This window comes from Holospora undulata HU1, from assembly GCF_000388175.3.
GTDB lineage: Bacteria > Pseudomonadota > Alphaproteobacteria > Holosporales > Holosporaceae > Holospora > Holospora undulata_A.
On sequence record NZ_ARPM03000065.1, the window covers coordinates 1 to 16,183 of the forward strand.

The following is a 16,183-nucleotide window of genomic DNA, read 5'->3' on the forward strand; positions in this document are numbered from 1 at the left end:
GGGGGGGGGCTGCTTTGGCTGGCACTGCAGCTGGTTTCTTGTAAGAAAAATGGTGGTTGTGTAGCCAGCATGTCATGCCTGCAACTGTGTATGCACCCTTATATAGCCTCCACATAACTCACAGATGGCTGCAACCATAGGATAGGTCTGCAAGGTTAAATATTGCTTCAATTTCTCATCTTGCTCAGCGGTAAGCTTGGCCACCATATCCACCCGCCGCTAGTGGGCGTTACCTTCTGCTTTTCCTTGTATTCCGTTATTTGACGACTGATAGTTTTCTGGTCTAAAAGTAACACATGCGCTATCTCTCGGTAAGACTTACCTTCATCTGCGCATAATACCGCCTTAATTCGATCGGCAGTCTTCCTATCCTGCGCTCTCCTGTGCAGAATCACCAACTCACCGCGCTCTTTATTTGTTAAAAACTTAGCCATAAATAGCTCCATCAGTCCCAATTCCCCTTTCTATCAAAAAACGCCCCTATGTCAAATACTTTATTTCATGAAGAGTAGATAGAAAGTATCCTCCCCCTAAATTAACTGAATTTTTATTTTTTGGCGTGAAGATGTTCTTACTATTAGTGGCAAAAAATCAACAATTAATTTCTCCGTTTGGCTTAGAGCATCTTAACTACTTTTTTATATTCCCCATGCTTTAATTACGCCGTTGATGTTTTGCATTTTTTTCAATGATGTTTTCTTTAAAACAAAAATTTTTTTTATTAACTTTTTTTCTTGCAGCTTCAAGCCTCAGTGCAAAAAAAGATAAATTTTTATCCGGAATAGGGATTTTTATGGGAATCGGCGGAACAAACATGTCCACAACTCCTGACGGATCAGGTTCCACAAGTTGGCCACTTCAAGTAGGAGTTACAGGAGAAGGAGGAAAAGTTACTTCAAATTTTGAAATCAAGAATACAAGCTCTAACACTAATCTTACTTTTGCTAACAATACTAATAGTCTGACTGTATTAGATGCAACTACCGTTACTCCCGCGGGTGCCACCCCCAATCAGCCAACTCTTACTGTAGAAAATGGCGCGCCTGTCATCGATCAAACTCTTACTATAATTTCAGCTAGAAAGGATACCGCCGACACCAAAATATTCAAGATTAATGGAACAATTGACAAGACTGTTGATATGGCCACAGCAGAAATAGATGGAGAAGAATACAAAGATTGGATAGATTTTGGACAAAAAGGATCGGTAAAAAACAGTTCTGGATTTTCCTGGAATTTAGGGGTGCTGATGCAAAAAACACTTGATTCCTATACAATGGGATTTCGGTGTGTACTTGGAACTAGAGGCGATTCTTCTCAGTTAAAGTACAAAACCGGACCGGTTTCACTTTTTGTTGAAGAAGGTGACGGAGAAGATTTCGATTTTTCTGGTATAGTTGGAATAGCAGATGAAACAAAGACAACTTTTCGTCTGAAAAATAAGTGGTATGCTGAATTCATCTTTGAATTTGGATATGTGGTTGCACAACGATTACAACTTTTTGTAGGTCCTGGCCTTATAGTACAAAATCAGAGACTTTCCTATATTGGTGAATCCGGACGACCTTCCAGTAGTTTGTCTAAAACTGCTACAGGATCTGTGATAGCATGTGGCGCTAGGTACGCTTTAAATCATCACGCTGCGTTGGGGTTGGAATATCAACGTCAGTGGTTGGGCAAAAAAAGCTGGGAGAATGTTGCTTCTATCGTTCCCAAAGATATATATTGTTGCGGTATTCCGATGTCAAAGACCACTGCTAACCTGTTTTTGGTGACATTAACCTATGTATTTTGTGGAAAATAACATTGCACACTTAATATAGACCTCTTGTATTGCTAAAAAAACTTTAATATTGACACATATTAATTGGCATAATTTAGACGTTAAGTGGTTTTGGCTCTAAATTTTGCCATCGTGCTTTTTTTAACATCGTTTAGCTGTTTTTTAACGTTCAACTTCAAGAAATTTCTTTGGTCTTACAGAAAAATTTTTGCTCTTAATGTGTACAAGCCGAATGGTTTAGATTTTCATTTGTGTTACACAGAAAAATCTTTATTACCTTTTCATAAAAGCTTTACCTGTTACATTATTTTATTTGTCTTGTTTTTTATCTTATTCTATTGTAATATGGTAACAAAAAACTTAATGCTTTCGATTTATCATAAAGGTGCCTAAGATAAATTCTGTCACCAATTATCTTATGAACTTTTAGTATTCAAAAATTTCACTATTGCTTAAAATTAAACTCTGTAGTAAAATAAATGGGAAGTGCGGATATGGTTCAATGGTAGAATGAAAGCTTCCCAAGCTTTAGATGAGGGTTCGATTCTCTTTATCCGCTCTGATTTTTTAGGAAATTAATTTTTAGTGATTTATGGTTTTACTAGCTAAGATTGTTGGACCAAAAGGGGTGCGGGGAAATATCAAGATTGATGTTTTCACCGAAGATCCTTTGTTTTTGGTGCGTTGTCCGTTGGTTTATAACGAAAAAAAAGAAAAGCTTCAGTTTGATTTTGTCGGATGGGTAAGCCGCCCTTCTAAGATAGAAGCTAGATGTCACGGAATATCTTCAAGAGAACAAGCCCAGGCTTTAAAAGGCATAAAGCTGTACACCTCTATAGAGCATCTTAAAGCTTTGCCTGATGATCACTACTATTGGAAAGAATTAGAAGGCTACAAAGTGCAGTTTCAAGAAAATCTTTTGGGAACGGTTGTAAGAATGAATAATTTTGGAGCAACAGATTTATTGGAAATTTCTCTTTCGAAAAACGCATCGTCGGTTTATCTTCCATTTCACAAAAATTTTATTACAAATGTATGTAAAGCTCAGCATATTATTTTTTGCACTAATGAAGCAGAAGAATGGATTCAAAACACAAACTAATCATACGCCCAAATATTTTTCAGACATATCATAAAAATAGAACAGTTTCAGAATAATAAAATAGAAGTTTTTAACTAAAGATATTTTTTTTAGAATTGGCAAAGGAAGTCTTTTAAAAGTCTCTAAAAATTATTGTATGTAAAATTTTGTGAATGTTCGGAGTGCTTTAAAAGTGGTTTTATTCCAGGAGTTCAGCTGTACAAAAGTAAAAAATATGAAAAAAATTTTACGCAACCCCGCCTCAAAGTGTGCCCAAAAAAGACAAGCTCAAAGCCCTCGTTTTGTACGCAAGCGGCCATTCAATGAACCGAATTGCCCAGCTTTTTGGTGTCAGCGCCACCGCTGTTTTGAAGTTGGCGGGCACATTGGCGGGCTATGCGCCAAAATTGATCCATTCCCAGAAGACAAAGTTATCGTCATGGAAGTAGATAAATTTTTGCATTATTTAAAAAAAGAAGCAAAAAATTTGGATTTTTAAAGCTTGAATTTCTAAATCCTGTGATCGTTCTGGAAAACGACTCATCGATTGGGAATTTGGTGATCACTCTAGTCAAACATTCAAACGACTTTTGGAATGATTAAAAAATGGAAAATTTTATTTTATTGCGGAAATCATTGGGAAGGTTTTAATAAAATTATTCCAAGCAATCGCCTCTTTCAGGGAAAAGATAAAACGTTTTCCATTGAACAAAATAACGGTCAACACCGCCATTGGTTTGAGAGATTTCGCCCCCCCCTTGCAAACACGCGATCACTTGAAATGCTAGAGGTAACACTGCGTATTTTTGCGGCACCTAACGTTAATAAAACCTCGAAAATTAATCATGCTATCTTTGGTTAAAAGTCTAAAAAATTAACAGGTCTGTTTTTAAATAAAAGAAATTAGACATTGAAACGAAACAACATAACGTCCCCGTCTTGTACGACGTACTCTTTTCCTTGTGTGGCAATTTTTCCTGCATTTTTTGCCCCCGCCTCACCTTTATAGTCTATGTAATCTTTCCACGAAATTACTTCTGCTCGAATAAATCCTTTCTCAAAATCACTGTGAATACACCCTGCCGCTTCAGGAGCCTTTGCATCCTTCTTAACAGTCCATGCCCGCGCTTCCTTAGGACCTATGGTAAAAAAAGAAATCAATCCCATGGCGCTGTACACTTCTTGAATAACATTTTCAAGCCCACTACATTTTATATTCAAATCTTTCAAAAATACAAAACGATCTTCTTGAGAAAGCTGAGCAATTTCAAACTCTACCTGGCTGCTCATCCATACCACAGGTTTTCCGCTGGCACGCTTTAAAATAGAATCTTTGTAAGGAAAATTTCCATTTATTAGATCTCGCTCAGAAATATTTATAAGATAAATCATAGGTTTTGCCGTCAAAAACCCCAATCTTGAAAGGTTAGACCGCTCTTGCAGAGTCCATGAACCATTTTGAAGCATTACTCCACTTTGAAGATAAGACAAAGCACATTCCAAAAGTTCTTTAACATCTTCCTTTTTATCAACAGTTTTTTGCTTTTTTGACAACTGACGCTCTGCGCTTTGAAGGTCCGCCAACAAAAGCTCCATTTCAATAACATCTATATCGAAAAAGGGATCAACTTTTCCATGAACATGCGTTACATTTTCTGAAGAAAAAGCTCGAACAACTTGAACAACAACATCTACTTGTCGAATATGCGCCAAGAACTGGTTTCCTAGCCCGTCTCCTTTGCTTGCCCCTTTAACAAGACCTGCAATATCCACAAACTGAATTTGAGACGGAAGAGTACGTTTAGACTGAGCAATACTGGCTAACAAACCCAAACGCCAATCAGGAACGCTTACAGACGCAACGTTAGGCTCTATCGTACAAAATGGATAATTCTCAGCCTGAGCCAAAGCACTTTCTGTCAACGCATTAAATAAAGTAGACTTCCCAACATTAGGAAGTCCAACAAGACCACACTGCATCATGTCTTTACCTATTATTGTTTAGGCAACGCTTACCCAAATGTTTTTTTATTTTTTCGATGAATCAGTACCAGTATTCGGTCTGCGCCGCTCTTTAATTCTTGAAGATTTTCCACTCAATCCTTCCAAATAGTACAACTTAGCACGACGAACAACTCCTCTGCGCAATACTTGAATACTTTCTATAACAGGACTGTACAAAGGAAACCTTCTCTTAATACTAACGTTCCCCACTACACGGCGTACAACAAAAGAAGAATGAAGCCCTCGATTTCTTCTGGCAATACACACTCCTTCGAAACGCTGTACACGAACGCGCCCCCCCTCGCTTAAAATAACATGCACACTTAGGGTGTCTCCTGGAGAAAATTCTGGAATTGGTTGCTTTCCTTCCATAAGCTCTGCAACTTTTTTTTGATTAAATTGTTCTAAAAGATTCATTGAAACCAAAGACGGAACCACTATTGCAAGTAGTCTATCATAAAAAATTTCACGATGCCAGAGGTAAAAATAATTCGGAAAATTACGGTATCTGTAAATAGTTATTTCATCCAAAAAATTGGAAATTAAATAAAAATAATATATAGCTAAAACATCATAAAAAAAACATGATAATGGAGCTGGATAGAATTATAATTACGTAATAATATGTAATTAAAGTTATGACATATTCATTAGATTTTCTAAAAAAATTATTAAAAACAAAGCACGGGGTATCATTTGAAAAAGTAGCCGCTAGATTTTGCATATCTAAATCAGCAGTAGTGAGATAGAGTAAAACTCTTGAAGGAGTCAACAAAAGGAATAAACCATGGACAAAATTAGACAAAAAGAAATTGAGATAGATATAGAAGAATTTCCAAATAGTTATAGCTATGGAAGGGCTAAGAGGTTATACTCATGCTGAATGAAATTGTTTACAAGTTTAATAATTTTTCTTATGCAAAGATTTCTGAAAGAAGAAGATCGTGTTGCGTTAAGAACGCAGCATCGGCAAGAAAAGAACCGACGCGTAGCAGATAGGATTACGGCAGTTTTGTTATCCGACAAAGGGTGGAGCTCGTCTAATTGCTAAGGCTCTTCTGATTGACGATCGTAGAGGAGTACAAGGAAGATCAAAAGTTAATGGTGTCAAGCGGGGGCTCTGTAAGCAAGCTGAATATTTCACAAGCAGAAAAACTTATCGCACATTTGGAAAGCCACCACGTATATAAAAGTGAGTGATATGTTCGCTTAGGCATTGCGTAGACGATTTAAGGCAAGACGTCGTGGCTGCACTCCCATAATTTTTCATTTAAAAATCCAGAAATATGGCACGCAAAGGCAGATCCAGACAAGCAGGAAGCCTTTATTCAACGGTGATGACAACAACCGCCGAAAGATGAATCCATCCTGTTTGGTGATGGCGTGCACCCCACCATGGAAACGAAAATCATCTATCACACAGACACCCTCATGACGGCCTACACGCATGAACCTGATGGGAGCCCTTGGATTTGACAGGTGGTGTCCTTAAAAACCTTAAAGACGTTTTTTGATCAGCTGAAAGACGCTTATCCAAAGGCACTTAACATTCACTTGATCTTGAATCAAGAACCCTACAAGCAAAGACACCCAAAAAGTAGCAAAAAAAGGGGGATTGGGGTGCACTATTTCCCCCCTAACTCCAACCAGAACCACATCAAAGAATGAACATGTGCGCAATAATCGATTTTTCGTCTCTGCCAAAGAATTTCGCTAGAGTATTCTGCATTTTTTCGACCAAACCTGAGACACCATCGCCATGGATCTTGTCGACCGCGTCACTGACAACTTTCAACGCATTAGTCCAACATTTTCAGTTTGATTTGGTATATGCAACCTTGTATCTTTTCATTTTTTCTTAGCTATTCTTTATTCAAGAACTTACATTAAAAACATTATCTTTTTTTATTATTCTGGGCTTGTCCGCTATTATTTAGTATGAAATTTTTTTTATTTCTTAATTTAACTTTCTATTCTCCATTCCCCAAATTCATCCTTACAAGCACGACCGTAAGCTTCTTCTTTTTTTCCGTCAATCATTACTATGGTCTTGTATTCTCGGCATCCTTTTGAGTCTATTGCAGCTGGACGCACCATGCATTTTGCATTTTTCTTGGAACTTTTCCAGGTTTGAGTTTCTCCTGATTCCAAGGCATGAACAGTAGAGTCTTTCACTTCTTGTTGTTCCTTAGGGTCTAATTGAGATCCAATAAAGCTTCCTAAAGCTCCTCCCAGTACTGCACCGACTGCAGTGGCTAGTACGCGCCCTCTGCCCTTGCCAATCGTAGATCCTATAAATCCTCCAGTGGCCCCTCCTAGAACAAGACCTCCCATTTGTCCTAATTTTGGAGAATTTTGCGGAGAACACCCAGATAAAATTATTAATATTAATGTGGAAAAAACTGTTTTTCTTATTAGCATATCTTGTCTAACCGTAATAAATTAAATAAAAGCACTTTTAAGGATAAATCATATGTGTTCGATTGGCAAGTTTCTTAAGTTTTTGATCTTAATGATAAAAATAAAAAAACAGAGAGATATTAATCTTTAATATAATTAAAATAAATTAAAAAATCATAATATAATTAATTTATAATAAAAATTATTTATTATAGCTAAAACATCATAAAAAGAACATGACAATGGGGCTGGATAGAGTTACAATTATGTAATAAATTATATAATTAAAGTTATTAAATATTCATTAGATTTTCTAAAAAAAGTATTAAAAATAAAAACAAAGCACAGTTTATCATTTGAAAAAGTAGCCACTAAATTTTGCATATCTAAATCAGCAGTAGCAAGATAGAGCAAAACTCTTGAAGGAGTCAGCAAAAGGAATAAACCATGGACAAAATTAGACAAAGAGAACGTGAGGATAGATATAGAAGAATTTCCAGACAGGTGCTATAAAAAGGCTAAGAGGGTAGAAGTCAGCGCTTCTGGTATCAGATAGGTTAAGTGATGAAAGTGGTTTTGCTCATGATATGCCAAGAACGCAAGGACACTCTGAAAAGGCAAGTGGTGTTATGGCTCTCATAACCGGGGGAGACAAATCCCATAGGCGTTTTAATTGGCAAAGCTATAATTGTAATTGGGTTGATATCTAGCTTACAAAGGGGGGTACATCTTTGGTGCAGCAGATTTTATCACCAAACCTTCCAAAAGAAATAGGTAGTGTTATGGATAATGCAACTTTCCATAAAGGGAAAGCTACGCAAAAGATGCTAGAAGATGCCGTAGTTTACTTTATTTACCTTCATATTTCCCTGATTTCAATCCTATTGAGAAAAAATGGGCCCAAGCCAAACATATAAGAAGAACAGTACCTTGCTCAATTGATCGCTTATTTCAATTCCATTTTTCGTAATCTTTTTATACTGATTTAGCTATAGCTCATTAGGTTGTTTTTTCGCCAAGCAATTTTATTAGAGAGGTTTACAAAATATTAAAAAAATGGACGCATTAATATTCGCTGACTGCTTTATCTAAAATCGAGGTAAAATAAAAAATAAATTTTGTAATTTATTTTTAGTAAAATTATTAAGTCTAAAAACTTTAAAAACCTTAATAAAAATACATTTTTTATATTATTTTTATATAATAAAAACATAAATACAAAATAGAGTAAAAATGCTAAACAATATATTTATTATACTATTCGCTTTAGGCGTAAATATTGCTGCCAACGCTAATGGTGGAGATTCTAAACAAAAAGATAGTCCCCCCCCCCCTTCTCAAAGCACGCCTTCCTCTTCTGATCAATTGTTTAAAAATACTAGAACAAGCGATCAAGAACAAACCACAAAATCAAAAGAAAATCTTAACGGCCCCCAAAAATTATATCAAAAGTTTTATGTACGGCAATATCCCTTAGAAAAATCAAAAGAAAATCTTCCTGATCCAAAAGTATTATATCAAAAGTTTCTTGATAGAACTGAAGATATTAATAAAGATCCCAAGGCAGCACTAAATCACAAAGATCTTTTTTTCTTAAAAAATCGCGAAAAATCTACTAATGCCCTTAAAAATCAACTAGAACAAATAAAAAATAGAAAGAACGTTTTTGATAAAAAAATAAAATAATTCATAATTTCCTAAATAAAAAGGGAGCATAAGCTCCCCCCCCTAAAAAAACATTTTTAATATTTTATAAAATCTTTTTCTACAATTCTTCTGCTATTTTACAAGTCCCCAAATCGAGTACCTCTAAATTGTAATGAAGCGCTTGTCCACTAATTTCTAAAGAAGAAAAAACACTTCCTGTTAATAATCCTACGTAACATCTCTCTTTTCCAGGAAGCCCCCCCTGTGTAACTGACTCTTGAAAAAATCTTTCTAATACGGAATAAGGATGATGTACGAGAAGATCATTCTTGTACTCTTCACCTTCCTCGTAATTCTTGATATACTCTTCAGAAGATTTTCTTAAATTTTTTAAAAAGGTGTTATACCCCCTTGCAGTTTCGAAATACCCTGTGCATGGTAAATTTTGATTATTTAGAGCTCTTAAACAAAAATTTGTAAATCCTTCTAAAAGTTGTTGTCTTATTTCCATTGAATTCTTATGATACCTGCTTATAAAACCACTCATACTTCCTTCAAGAAAAGAAAATGGAACCTCCCCAAAATATTTAAGTTCTTTTATTTCTTTAAAGAAATTAGAATTTTTAGAGAGAGTAGCGTCTTTCATATAAATGTAGTGTGTTAAAAAACTTGTAATATCATTAACGATAAACTCTTCTTTTTTTCGTTGGATTAAAATTTTCTCAACTTTTTTCGTTCTAGCGGCATAATTAAATTTTCTCAATAAAATTTTATACACATTCAAATTTCTTAGATCCGCTATATCCTTAAGATCCATTAAATTTTGAGGAATAAGTAAGTTTTCTATAACCTCAGGATCTTCAACCTCTAACATTTCTGCCGGGCTTTGTGAACCTTCTATCCCCAGTTGATTACCTCCCAGTTGATTGCCTTCTATAGCAGAATCTTCTGAAGTTAGAAGACTTTCTTCAATCATTGAATTTTCTATCGCCGGCGGATTTTCTGAGTTTTGGAGATGCGCCACGGCTGGCTGGTGTTCTTCCCCTTGAAGATTATCCATATCCAATAAAATTTCTGAACTTTGTGCGGCGTTTGTAATTAATCGACTTTCCTCCATATCAAAGAAGATTTCTGAGCTTTGTACAACGTTTACAATTAATGGACTTTCCATATCCAAGAAGCTTTCTGAGCTTTGCAGGTCACTTATCACTATCCGACTTACTGATCTTTGCACATCACTTGCAACCTGACCACTTAAACTTTGTGAAACGTCTACGATTAACGGAGTCTCAGGTCCTGGAGAATCTTGCACACCTAAAGAACTTTCTTCCTCTTGAGATTCTTCTATAATGAGTGGGCTTTCCGAGTCCTCACTTGATGTATTGGCGTTACCTAAAGCGAATAAATTTTTTCTCTCCATCAGGTACCGTCGATTTAAAATTTCTTGTATCTTATCTGACGCTCGACAAACAAAATCTTTTCCTTTTTTTACGTCTTCAGGAATACTTCCGTAACGAGAAGATAGGTACTCTAAGAACTTATCGTCTGTTTCATCAAAAGATTCAGAAGTTTTTGCAATAAATTTAAATATTTCTTTACTCTCATCAAAAAAACCTGAAATTGCTTCTTTGCGAGAAGCTGAACTGATAAAATTTTTGTAGACAAAGCAAAATTCCTCTATTTTTCTATAAAATTCATTAAAGAAAGAAAGATCTTTTATTTTTTGAGCCAAAGTTGTATCGCGACGTATGAACCTTTTGGCGACTTCTTTAGCCTCCACGATCAAATCTTCATCTATCATTTTTTTAATTTCATCACTGTAATTCAATTCACTAGAACAACCTTCTTGATTTTTAAAAAAATCATTGAGTTCTTTTTCGCTATTTTTTAATCTGTGAAGTCTCTTTTCTGAAGAACGATCAATCACTTTTTGCAAATTTTTTAATTTAAAAGTTTCTAGGTCTTCTAAATGCTGAAAATAATCTTCAGGATAAAAAAATTTGAATAAAAACACCAAGTATTCTATATTATGGTTTCCTTTGAATTTTTTATCAAAAAAATCTAAAGCCACTTCTTTATCTTTAGAATACTTATCTTTCTTTAAATCAGCAAAAAATTTTATATATTCACAAAATATTTCGTACTCATCAGAGTAATTGGTAAGCCTATTTTCAGATCTTTCTTGATCAATCAAATCTTTAAACTTTAAAAATGAAAAAAAATCCTTATTTTTAAATATTTCAAAAAGATTGGATTTTATTTTTCTTTGAAACGCACTGGAAAAGCTTTCAATAGAAGTTCCGGTAAGGGTTAAATACCGCTCTAATAAACGAAAATCAGAATTTTTAGATATAATCTTTCTAAAAAATGCCTCCTTTCTTTCCTGAGAAAATTCATGAATTATACCCATGATGGATTTCAAGAGCGTATCAGCACATTCCAAAGAAATCTTAATTTGATAGACGTCATCTTCAAAAAAATCAAAATAAAAATTCATCTTACTTTGATTTTCAAAGAACGTAACATCTTCCAATTGACCTAACAGTGCATCTTGTAACGTTTTATGTTTTTCCCTACTCATTTCCTTATCGTTTAGTGAATCTGTAAAGATCTTATTAAAAACTTCACTTAATCTTTCCGAATTTGAAATGCTTAAAGTTCTTAAAAGGCGAACTAAATCCCTAGGCGCCTCATTACTCAAAACGGTCAACGCAAGATTAAAAATGTTAGGAGCTCTTTTTTCCTCTAAAACAGCTAAAGCTTTAGCAAGAACGTCTAAACTATTTTTTTCTACTAATCTAAAAAAAGAAGAAAAAAATCCAGGAAAAAACACACCATTTAAATCCAACATCTTTTCCAAAGTAACTAAGGTATACGTTAGAATTTCTGGCTTGGCATCTATTACAGGAGTAAAAGAATCAAAAAATTTTGACTCTGAAATCCCAATTATCTCCCACATCATTCTTAATGAATTAGAAGTAAAAACATTAAGGGCACAATCGAATAACCTTTCATCATTGTGATTCAATAAAAGCAACAAAACTTTAGAAGAATCACCAACTTTTCTAAATAATACATTGAATGCATAATATAAAGAAGAAGGATTAGTATCATTATTTAAATCTTCAAAAAATTTAAATAAAACCGTATTGTAGTTATTTATTATTGCGTGATTTAAAATACAACTAAAAATGTTTGGCATTAGTACCCCCTTTTGAGTATACTCCAATGCTAAATTTAAAACACGAACATAAACAGGTAAGTATTTACTGTGTTTTGCTTTCATAAACAAGCTCTTAAGAAGAGTTTCAAAATAAGAAAAATTGTATCGATTTAACGCGTTTAAAAGCCAAACAAAATCTTCAGAAGAATGATTTTTCAATTCAATATAAAAGCTTAATGATCTATTTCCCAAAGAAGTCAAAAGCGCGTAGGAAACTATTCTTGGATCAAGCCAATTCGTAGATTCCTGGGATGAATCTTCAAATGAAGCAATTCGTTCTAAAAAAGCTAAAGCATGAATAAAAAAGGAACAGGTTCGCGAGTCGTCTCTTTTTAATAATGTCGACAAGGCATAGCCCAGAGCATTTTCAGCATGTTCATTTAAATTTCTAAAATTCTCACATATTAAACCTTTGTTAATTTTGTTGCTACATTTATAGGCGCAATTCAATACTGTTAGAGCCTTTCCCAAAAGGACGATATCTAGATCTTGTCTATTTTTTTCATCAAAAAATCCATCAGGAAATTTAAAGGAACGATCTTCTATGAAAACTCTATTAATCCCCTCATTAAGATCTATATCTAACGAAAATTTGTCCTTTTTGCGGATAATACGTTTCGAAAGGCAGGAAAAAGCTTCGTTTAAAGCGCTTGGATTGATCTGATCCAAAATTTTTAAGGCATACCGAAAAGCATTCTGGTTTACCTGATTTAGATTAAATAAAGTCCCAAAAAACCCCATAGGATCAAGATTTTTTAAAGAGTTTTTTAACTCAAGAAAATACGAATTATTGGGGCCGAATGTTTGAGCATCACAAAAATGGCGATCAAGCCTTTCTATATCCCCTGGCATAAAGAAATCAGAAAACGATCTATTTGGATCAGAGTTTTTTAGAGAGGAATATAACGCACGATTAAAAGTGTCTATATCAACCTGTAAATTTTGAACCCCTTGATTTTCAGTACTCCTCCCTTCGTTCACACCTTGAACGACACTTTCCGAAAAAAAACTCCCTAGAGCCCCCATAATCGCTATTAACGGAACTTTACTTTTCATAAAATAATTTCTTATCTCTACTTTTCTTTTTGAATGGTATGAAAAAAAACATAGAAATGTCAATCGCTTATCAAAAATAAAAAAAGACAATGTTTAATGATTTTTTAATGATATTTAACGCGATGATAATTGTCAAAATTTTTTTAGTTACAATAAAATTCAATTGAACATTAAAAACACCCAAATCGTACAACTAAGGATTCCTTATAACACCTATCAACTTTCGAATTTTTTTATAACCTGTATTCATGATTTAGCTATCCTTCTTAATAGAATCATGGAATGGGCTGTAATTATGTTTTCAGCAGTCGCTAGGGCAATTTCATAATCTTTAGATACCCTTCGCAAATAATTTAGCTATCCTATGTCCTTTCGACAATCCAACACTTTGGAAGTATGACCCATCCTTGAGATATGCGCTCTGAGAGTGCTATAGTATTTGTTCAATATAGTTCTACGCAAATGCCTCCATGAGTTTTCTATATCCAGCATCTGCGCACACTCCCTTTAATGTAGGATATTTTTGCACCGCTTCCTTAAAAACTCTGTACCCAGCACCTGTGTCATTGGCCTTATGAACCCTTGATATGGATCAGATTGCCTTACCTATCAACACCACTATGCCGTTTACGTATCTTTTTTCCCCACATCTATACCTATTTTTTCTGAGGAACCTGTGGGGTTAACACTTGTTTTAACACTTTGTGAATGATGCTATAGCTGGGATTCTTACTCCTTTCATACTCAATTCGGCTTGTCTTAACAAGTTCATGCGTCACTTTTTCCCATACCCCCTTAATCCTGCATAGTCTATAAAACGAATGTACCGTCGAATATGGTGGAAAATCTTTTGGTAGCATGCGCCATTGACAACCGCTCTTGATTATATAACCTACTGCATTACCCCCCTCTTTTTTGTTGTATTTGCTTCTATTGTCATGCTTGGATAATTCTTCTTCTACACATCCAAGCCTTTTATATCACACTTTTTTATTCATGAAGACAGGTTCTTATTCTCTTTAAAATCTAGTTTCAAAAGAAGCATATGAACTTTTTAAATTTTTTAGGAGCTTGATATAGTTGTAGTCTAAAAAAGGGAAAAGTTTTTCGACTGTTTCCAGACATTAAGTCTATCACTAAAACTCTATTGTAGAAAAATTTTATATTATTTATTCAATTTTCTTTGTAATAATAGTTGTAGAAATATTCAAATTCAAAAAAAATGAAAAAAATATTTATTATTCTTTCTTTATTTCTTATTAATACAAAAACGAAAGCCACTTTTGAGAAGGACTTAGAAACTATTTTTGAAGAAGTAAATAAAAAAAAAAATTTTTAGTCTAGAAGAAAAAAATAAAAATTTAAACGAAATTTATTCAACATTTGAAAAATTTATGGAAGAGGTTACAACACTATATCAAAACAATAAAGACAAACAATATACAGAACTTGTAAAGGAATTTTTTATAACTTTTTTTTCCGTAGAAGCAAAAAAGGCAATTATTAAACGAGTATCAGATAATATTGTTTTTCTTAAAAAAAAAGAATTTTTCGATAAGGCATTAGTGAAAAAAGCAATAGAAGATCTTAAAAAATATGAAAAAAAAATTCTTTCAGAAATTTCTGATATGAATAAAAAACATAAAAAAATATTCGCTGAAGTACAATTGAGACAAAAACAAAAAGGATTTGAGCAGGAACTGTTTAATAAATGGATAAAGAATTTTGATACTTTACGAACAATATTAGTGAAGGTTGTTACAGAAACACTAGACCAAATTAAAGAAAAATATACAGAAATTTGCTATTTTAAACACATCTACCCTAAAAACGATTCTAAAAGCTATTGTAAGAAGGAAAGCAAGGAAAGAAAAATCGTTGTAATATCTTTGCTAGAATCGTTAATTCAAAAAGACGTTCAAGAAGTCAACGAGGATATAAAAAATATAGATAAAGTAAATAAAAAATTAATAGAAAATCTTGAAAATCTTTTAGAAAGGAAACCTCTAAAAGTTGAAAATAAACCAATAGAAAATAAAGAATTATCTAATTTTATTAAAAACAAAGTAAAAAATTTCTTTAAATAACGAGTTTTTTTGTAAAAAACATAGCATGCTTTTTACGTAAGTAAAGCGAATTAATTTTTGAGATTTTCAGTGCATAGTAATTTAGGTTGAATTAGATGTAACTTTTTGTTAAAATAAAAAGAAAATGACAAAGAGCTACAGCAACGATTTAGGACAAAGGAGAATAGAATATTTAGATAAGGAGAACGGGTGTATTGCACCATCGCACCTATTTAAAAAAGTATATCAGCAATAGAAAGGTGGAATAGAAAATACAGACAAGAAGGCAGTTATTTTCCTAAGAGGCGGTGGTGGCTCAGAAAAAAAGATTGACTTAGAAAAGCTTGAAGCGTACGTCAAAGAAACCCAAGATATGACCTTGAAAAAAGCTGCTCAAGAATTTGGGGTACACTCAGTTGCTGGTTAAAAAGATTTGGCCTATAGCTAAAAAAAGACTTTTCGTACGTGGAAGCAATCTAAGAAAAGCGAAGTCAGTATCAAGAATAGATCAAATATATAGCGATCCAAGTATTGTATATATTGATGAAAGCGGCATTGATGGTCTATTTGCAAAGACAGACGGCTGGGGAAGAAGAAGTGAAAAATTGGTTGGAAAAAAGAGTGGGGAATAGTATCAAAGAATAAATAGTATTTCCGGTTTGGTTGATAACACGCCGATAGCACTCATGAGGTTTAAGGGACCTTGCGACACTTTATTATTCCAAGCTTGGGTATTTCTGATCAAGGAACTAAAGCCTGGTCAAGGTGTTATTATGGATAACGCCTCTTTTCATAAATCCAAGAGAAGTAGAGAATGAATAAAATCTGTAAAATGCGGTATAATTTTTCTACCTCCTTACTCTTCGTGATTTGAATCCAATAGAGAAATTCTGGGCTAATATGAAGAGGTGGACAATATACTA

General features: G+C 33.9%; 18 protein-coding genes, 1 tRNA gene and 1 pseudogene. 13 read left to right on the top strand and 7 right to left on the bottom strand.

Going from position 1 to position 16,183, the window contains the following annotated elements:
• A partial coding sequence (locus K737_RS11710; protein WP_200863576.1) for a winged helix-turn-helix domain-containing protein occupies positions 1-115 on the bottom strand: 115 nt, incomplete at its 3' end.
• A gap of 573 nt (positions 116-688) precedes the next feature.
• Between K737_RS11710 and K737_RS01015 the strand changes: the two genes are divergently transcribed.
• The 5 genes from K737_RS01015 to K737_RS09870 all read left to right on the top strand — a co-directional run bounded on the left by K737_RS01015 (position 689) and on the right by K737_RS09870 (position 3,726).
• Positions 689-1,804 (top strand): outer membrane protein, encoded by a 1,116-nt coding sequence (locus K737_RS01015; protein WP_024161345.1) that lies wholly within the window; start codon positions 689-691, stop codon positions 1,802-1,804.
• A gap of 467 nt (positions 1,805-2,271) precedes the next feature.
• Positions 2,272-2,342 (top strand) — tRNA-Gly (locus K737_RS01025).
• 33 nt (positions 2,343-2,375) lie between these two features.
• Positions 2,376-2,885 (top strand): ribosome maturation factor RimM, encoded by a 510-nt coding sequence (gene rimM / locus K737_RS06680; protein WP_006293867.1) that lies wholly within the window; start codon positions 2,376-2,378, stop codon positions 2,883-2,885.
• A gap of 148 nt (positions 2,886-3,033) precedes the next feature.
• Complete coding sequence (locus K737_RS01035; protein WP_006293869.1) at positions 3,034-3,363, top strand: hypothetical protein; 330 nt, start codon at positions 3,034-3,036, stop codon at positions 3,361-3,363.
• Positions 3,364-3,459: 96 nt separating this feature from the next.
• Positions 3,460-3,726 carry an IS1 transposase gene (locus K737_RS09870; RefSeq protein ID WP_006293870.1) on the top strand — a complete coding sequence of 89 codons (267 nt, stop codon included), beginning with the start codon at positions 3,460-3,462 and terminating at the stop codon, positions 3,724-3,726.
• 41 nt (positions 3,727-3,767) lie between these two features.
• Here the strand turns inward: K737_RS09870 and ychF are convergent, their stop codons facing one another.
• Both ychF and rplS read right to left on the bottom strand, forming a co-directional pair.
• Entirely contained in the window at positions 3,768-4,844 is a 1,077-nt protein-coding gene (ychF, locus tag K737_RS01045) for a redox-regulated ATPase YchF (protein WP_006293871.1), read from the bottom strand.
• A 48-nt stretch (positions 4,845-4,892) separates the two neighbouring features.
• On the bottom strand, positions 4,893-5,285 hold the full coding sequence (gene rplS / locus K737_RS01050; RefSeq protein ID WP_035574789.1) for a 50S ribosomal protein L19: 393 nt from the start codon (positions 5,283-5,285) through the stop codon (positions 4,893-4,895).
• A gap of 499 nt (positions 5,286-5,784) precedes the next feature.
• Between rplS and K737_RS11345 the strand changes: the two genes are divergently transcribed.
• Entirely contained in the window at positions 5,785-5,919 is a 135-nt protein-coding gene (locus K737_RS11345) for a hypothetical protein (RefSeq protein ID WP_268743840.1), read from the top strand.
• A 197-nt stretch (positions 5,920-6,116) separates the two neighbouring features.
• Positions 6,117-6,206 (top strand): winged helix-turn-helix domain-containing protein, encoded by a 90-nt coding sequence (locus tag K737_RS11715; RefSeq protein ID WP_075260300.1) that lies wholly within the window; start codon positions 6,117-6,119, stop codon positions 6,204-6,206.
• A gap of 319 nt (positions 6,207-6,525) precedes the next feature.
• Here K737_RS11715 and K737_RS10880 read toward each other — a convergent pair whose 3' ends face one another.
• Together K737_RS10880 and K737_RS11350 are read right to left on the bottom strand one after the other, a co-directional pair.
• Entirely contained in the window at positions 6,526-6,663 is a 138-nt protein-coding gene (locus K737_RS10880; protein ID WP_023492201.1) for a hypothetical protein, read from the bottom strand.
• Positions 6,664-6,830: 167 nt separating this feature from the next.
• Complete coding sequence (locus K737_RS11350; protein ID WP_006289397.1) at positions 6,831-7,289, bottom strand: glycine zipper 2TM domain-containing protein; 459 nt, start codon at positions 7,287-7,289, stop codon at positions 6,831-6,833.
• A gap of 713 nt (positions 7,290-8,002) precedes the next feature.
• Between K737_RS11350 and K737_RS01060 the strand changes: the two genes are divergently transcribed.
• Positions 8,003-8,185: a hypothetical protein gene (locus tag K737_RS01060; RefSeq protein WP_006289398.1), complete on the top strand. Its 183-nt coding sequence runs from the start codon at positions 8,003-8,005 to the stop codon at positions 8,183-8,185.
• Positions 8,186-8,501: 316 nt separating this feature from the next.
• Complete coding sequence (locus tag K737_RS01065; protein ID WP_023492199.1) at positions 8,502-8,954, top strand: hypothetical protein; 453 nt, start codon at positions 8,502-8,504, stop codon at positions 8,952-8,954.
• 79 nt (positions 8,955-9,033) lie between these two features.
• Here K737_RS01065 and K737_RS01070 read toward each other — a convergent pair whose 3' ends face one another.
• Both K737_RS01070 and K737_RS11720 read right to left on the bottom strand, forming a co-directional pair.
• A complete protein-coding gene (locus K737_RS01070) occupies positions 9,034-13,194 on the bottom strand; it encodes a hypothetical protein (protein WP_024161347.1) in 4,161 nt (1,386 codons plus the stop codon).
• A 656-nt stretch (positions 13,195-13,850) separates the two neighbouring features.
• Positions 13,851-14,117 (bottom strand): annotated as a pseudogene (locus K737_RS11720) (transposase); the annotation flags it as partial.
• Between the two features lie 471 nt (positions 14,118-14,588).
• Here K737_RS11720 and K737_RS01075 point away from each other — a divergent pair.
• The 4 genes from K737_RS01075 (at position 14,589) to K737_RS11725 (ending at position 16,078) form a co-directional block, all read left to right on the top strand.
• Positions 14,589-15,281: a hypothetical protein gene (locus K737_RS01075; protein ID WP_006293980.1), complete on the top strand. Its 693-nt coding sequence runs from the start codon at positions 14,589-14,591 to the stop codon at positions 15,279-15,281.
• Between the two features lie 307 nt (positions 15,282-15,588).
• On the top strand, positions 15,589-15,687 hold the full coding sequence (locus tag K737_RS10890; RefSeq protein ID WP_235075648.1) for a hypothetical protein: 99 nt from the start codon (positions 15,589-15,591) through the stop codon (positions 15,685-15,687).
• Positions 15,677-15,892, top strand: coding sequence for a hypothetical protein (locus K737_RS01080; protein WP_023492194.1), 216 nt, complete (start codon positions 15,677-15,679; stop codon positions 15,890-15,892). The genes K737_RS10890 and K737_RS01080 overlap by 11 nt, the downstream gene beginning before the upstream one ends.
• A gap of 9 nt (positions 15,893-15,901) precedes the next feature.
• The gene (locus K737_RS11725; protein ID WP_075260299.1) at positions 15,902-16,078 is read left to right on the top strand and encodes a transposase; all 177 of its coding nucleotides are present in this window, start codon (positions 15,902-15,904) and stop codon (positions 16,076-16,078) included.
• Positions 16,079-16,183 lie beyond the last annotated feature (105 nt).

Coding starts and splice junctions, on each gene's coding strand:
- K737_RS01015 (WP_024161345.1), top strand. CDS start 689: ATGATGTTTTCTTTAAAACAAAAATTTTTTTTATTAACTTTTTTTCTT.
- rimM (WP_006293867.1), top strand. CDS start 2,376: ATGGTTTTACTAGCTAAGATTGTTGGACCAAAAGGGGTGCGGGGAAAT.
- K737_RS09870 (WP_006293870.1), top strand. CDS start 3,460: ATGATTAAAAAATGGAAAATTTTATTTTATTGCGGAAATCATTGGGAA.
- ychF (WP_006293871.1), bottom strand. CDS start 4,844: ATGCAGTGTGGTCTTGTTGGACTTCCTAATGTTGGGAAGTCTACTTTA.
- rplS (WP_035574789.1), bottom strand. CDS start 5,285: ATGAATCTTTTAGAACAATTTAATCAAAAAAAAGTTGCAGAGCTTATG.
- K737_RS11345 (WP_268743840.1), top strand. CDS start 5,785: ATGCAAAGATTTCTGAAAGAAGAAGATCGTGTTGCGTTAAGAACGCAG.
- K737_RS11350 (WP_006289397.1), bottom strand. CDS start 7,289: ATGCTAATAAGAAAAACAGTTTTTTCCACATTAATATTAATAATTTTA.
- K737_RS01065 (WP_023492199.1), top strand. CDS start 8,502: ATGCTAAACAATATATTTATTATACTATTCGCTTTAGGCGTAAATATT.
- K737_RS01070 (WP_024161347.1), bottom strand. CDS start 13,194: ATGAAAAGTAAAGTTCCGTTAATAGCGATTATGGGGGCTCTAGGGAGT.
- K737_RS01075 (WP_006293980.1), top strand. CDS start 14,589: ATGGAAGAGGTTACAACACTATATCAAAACAATAAAGACAAACAATAT.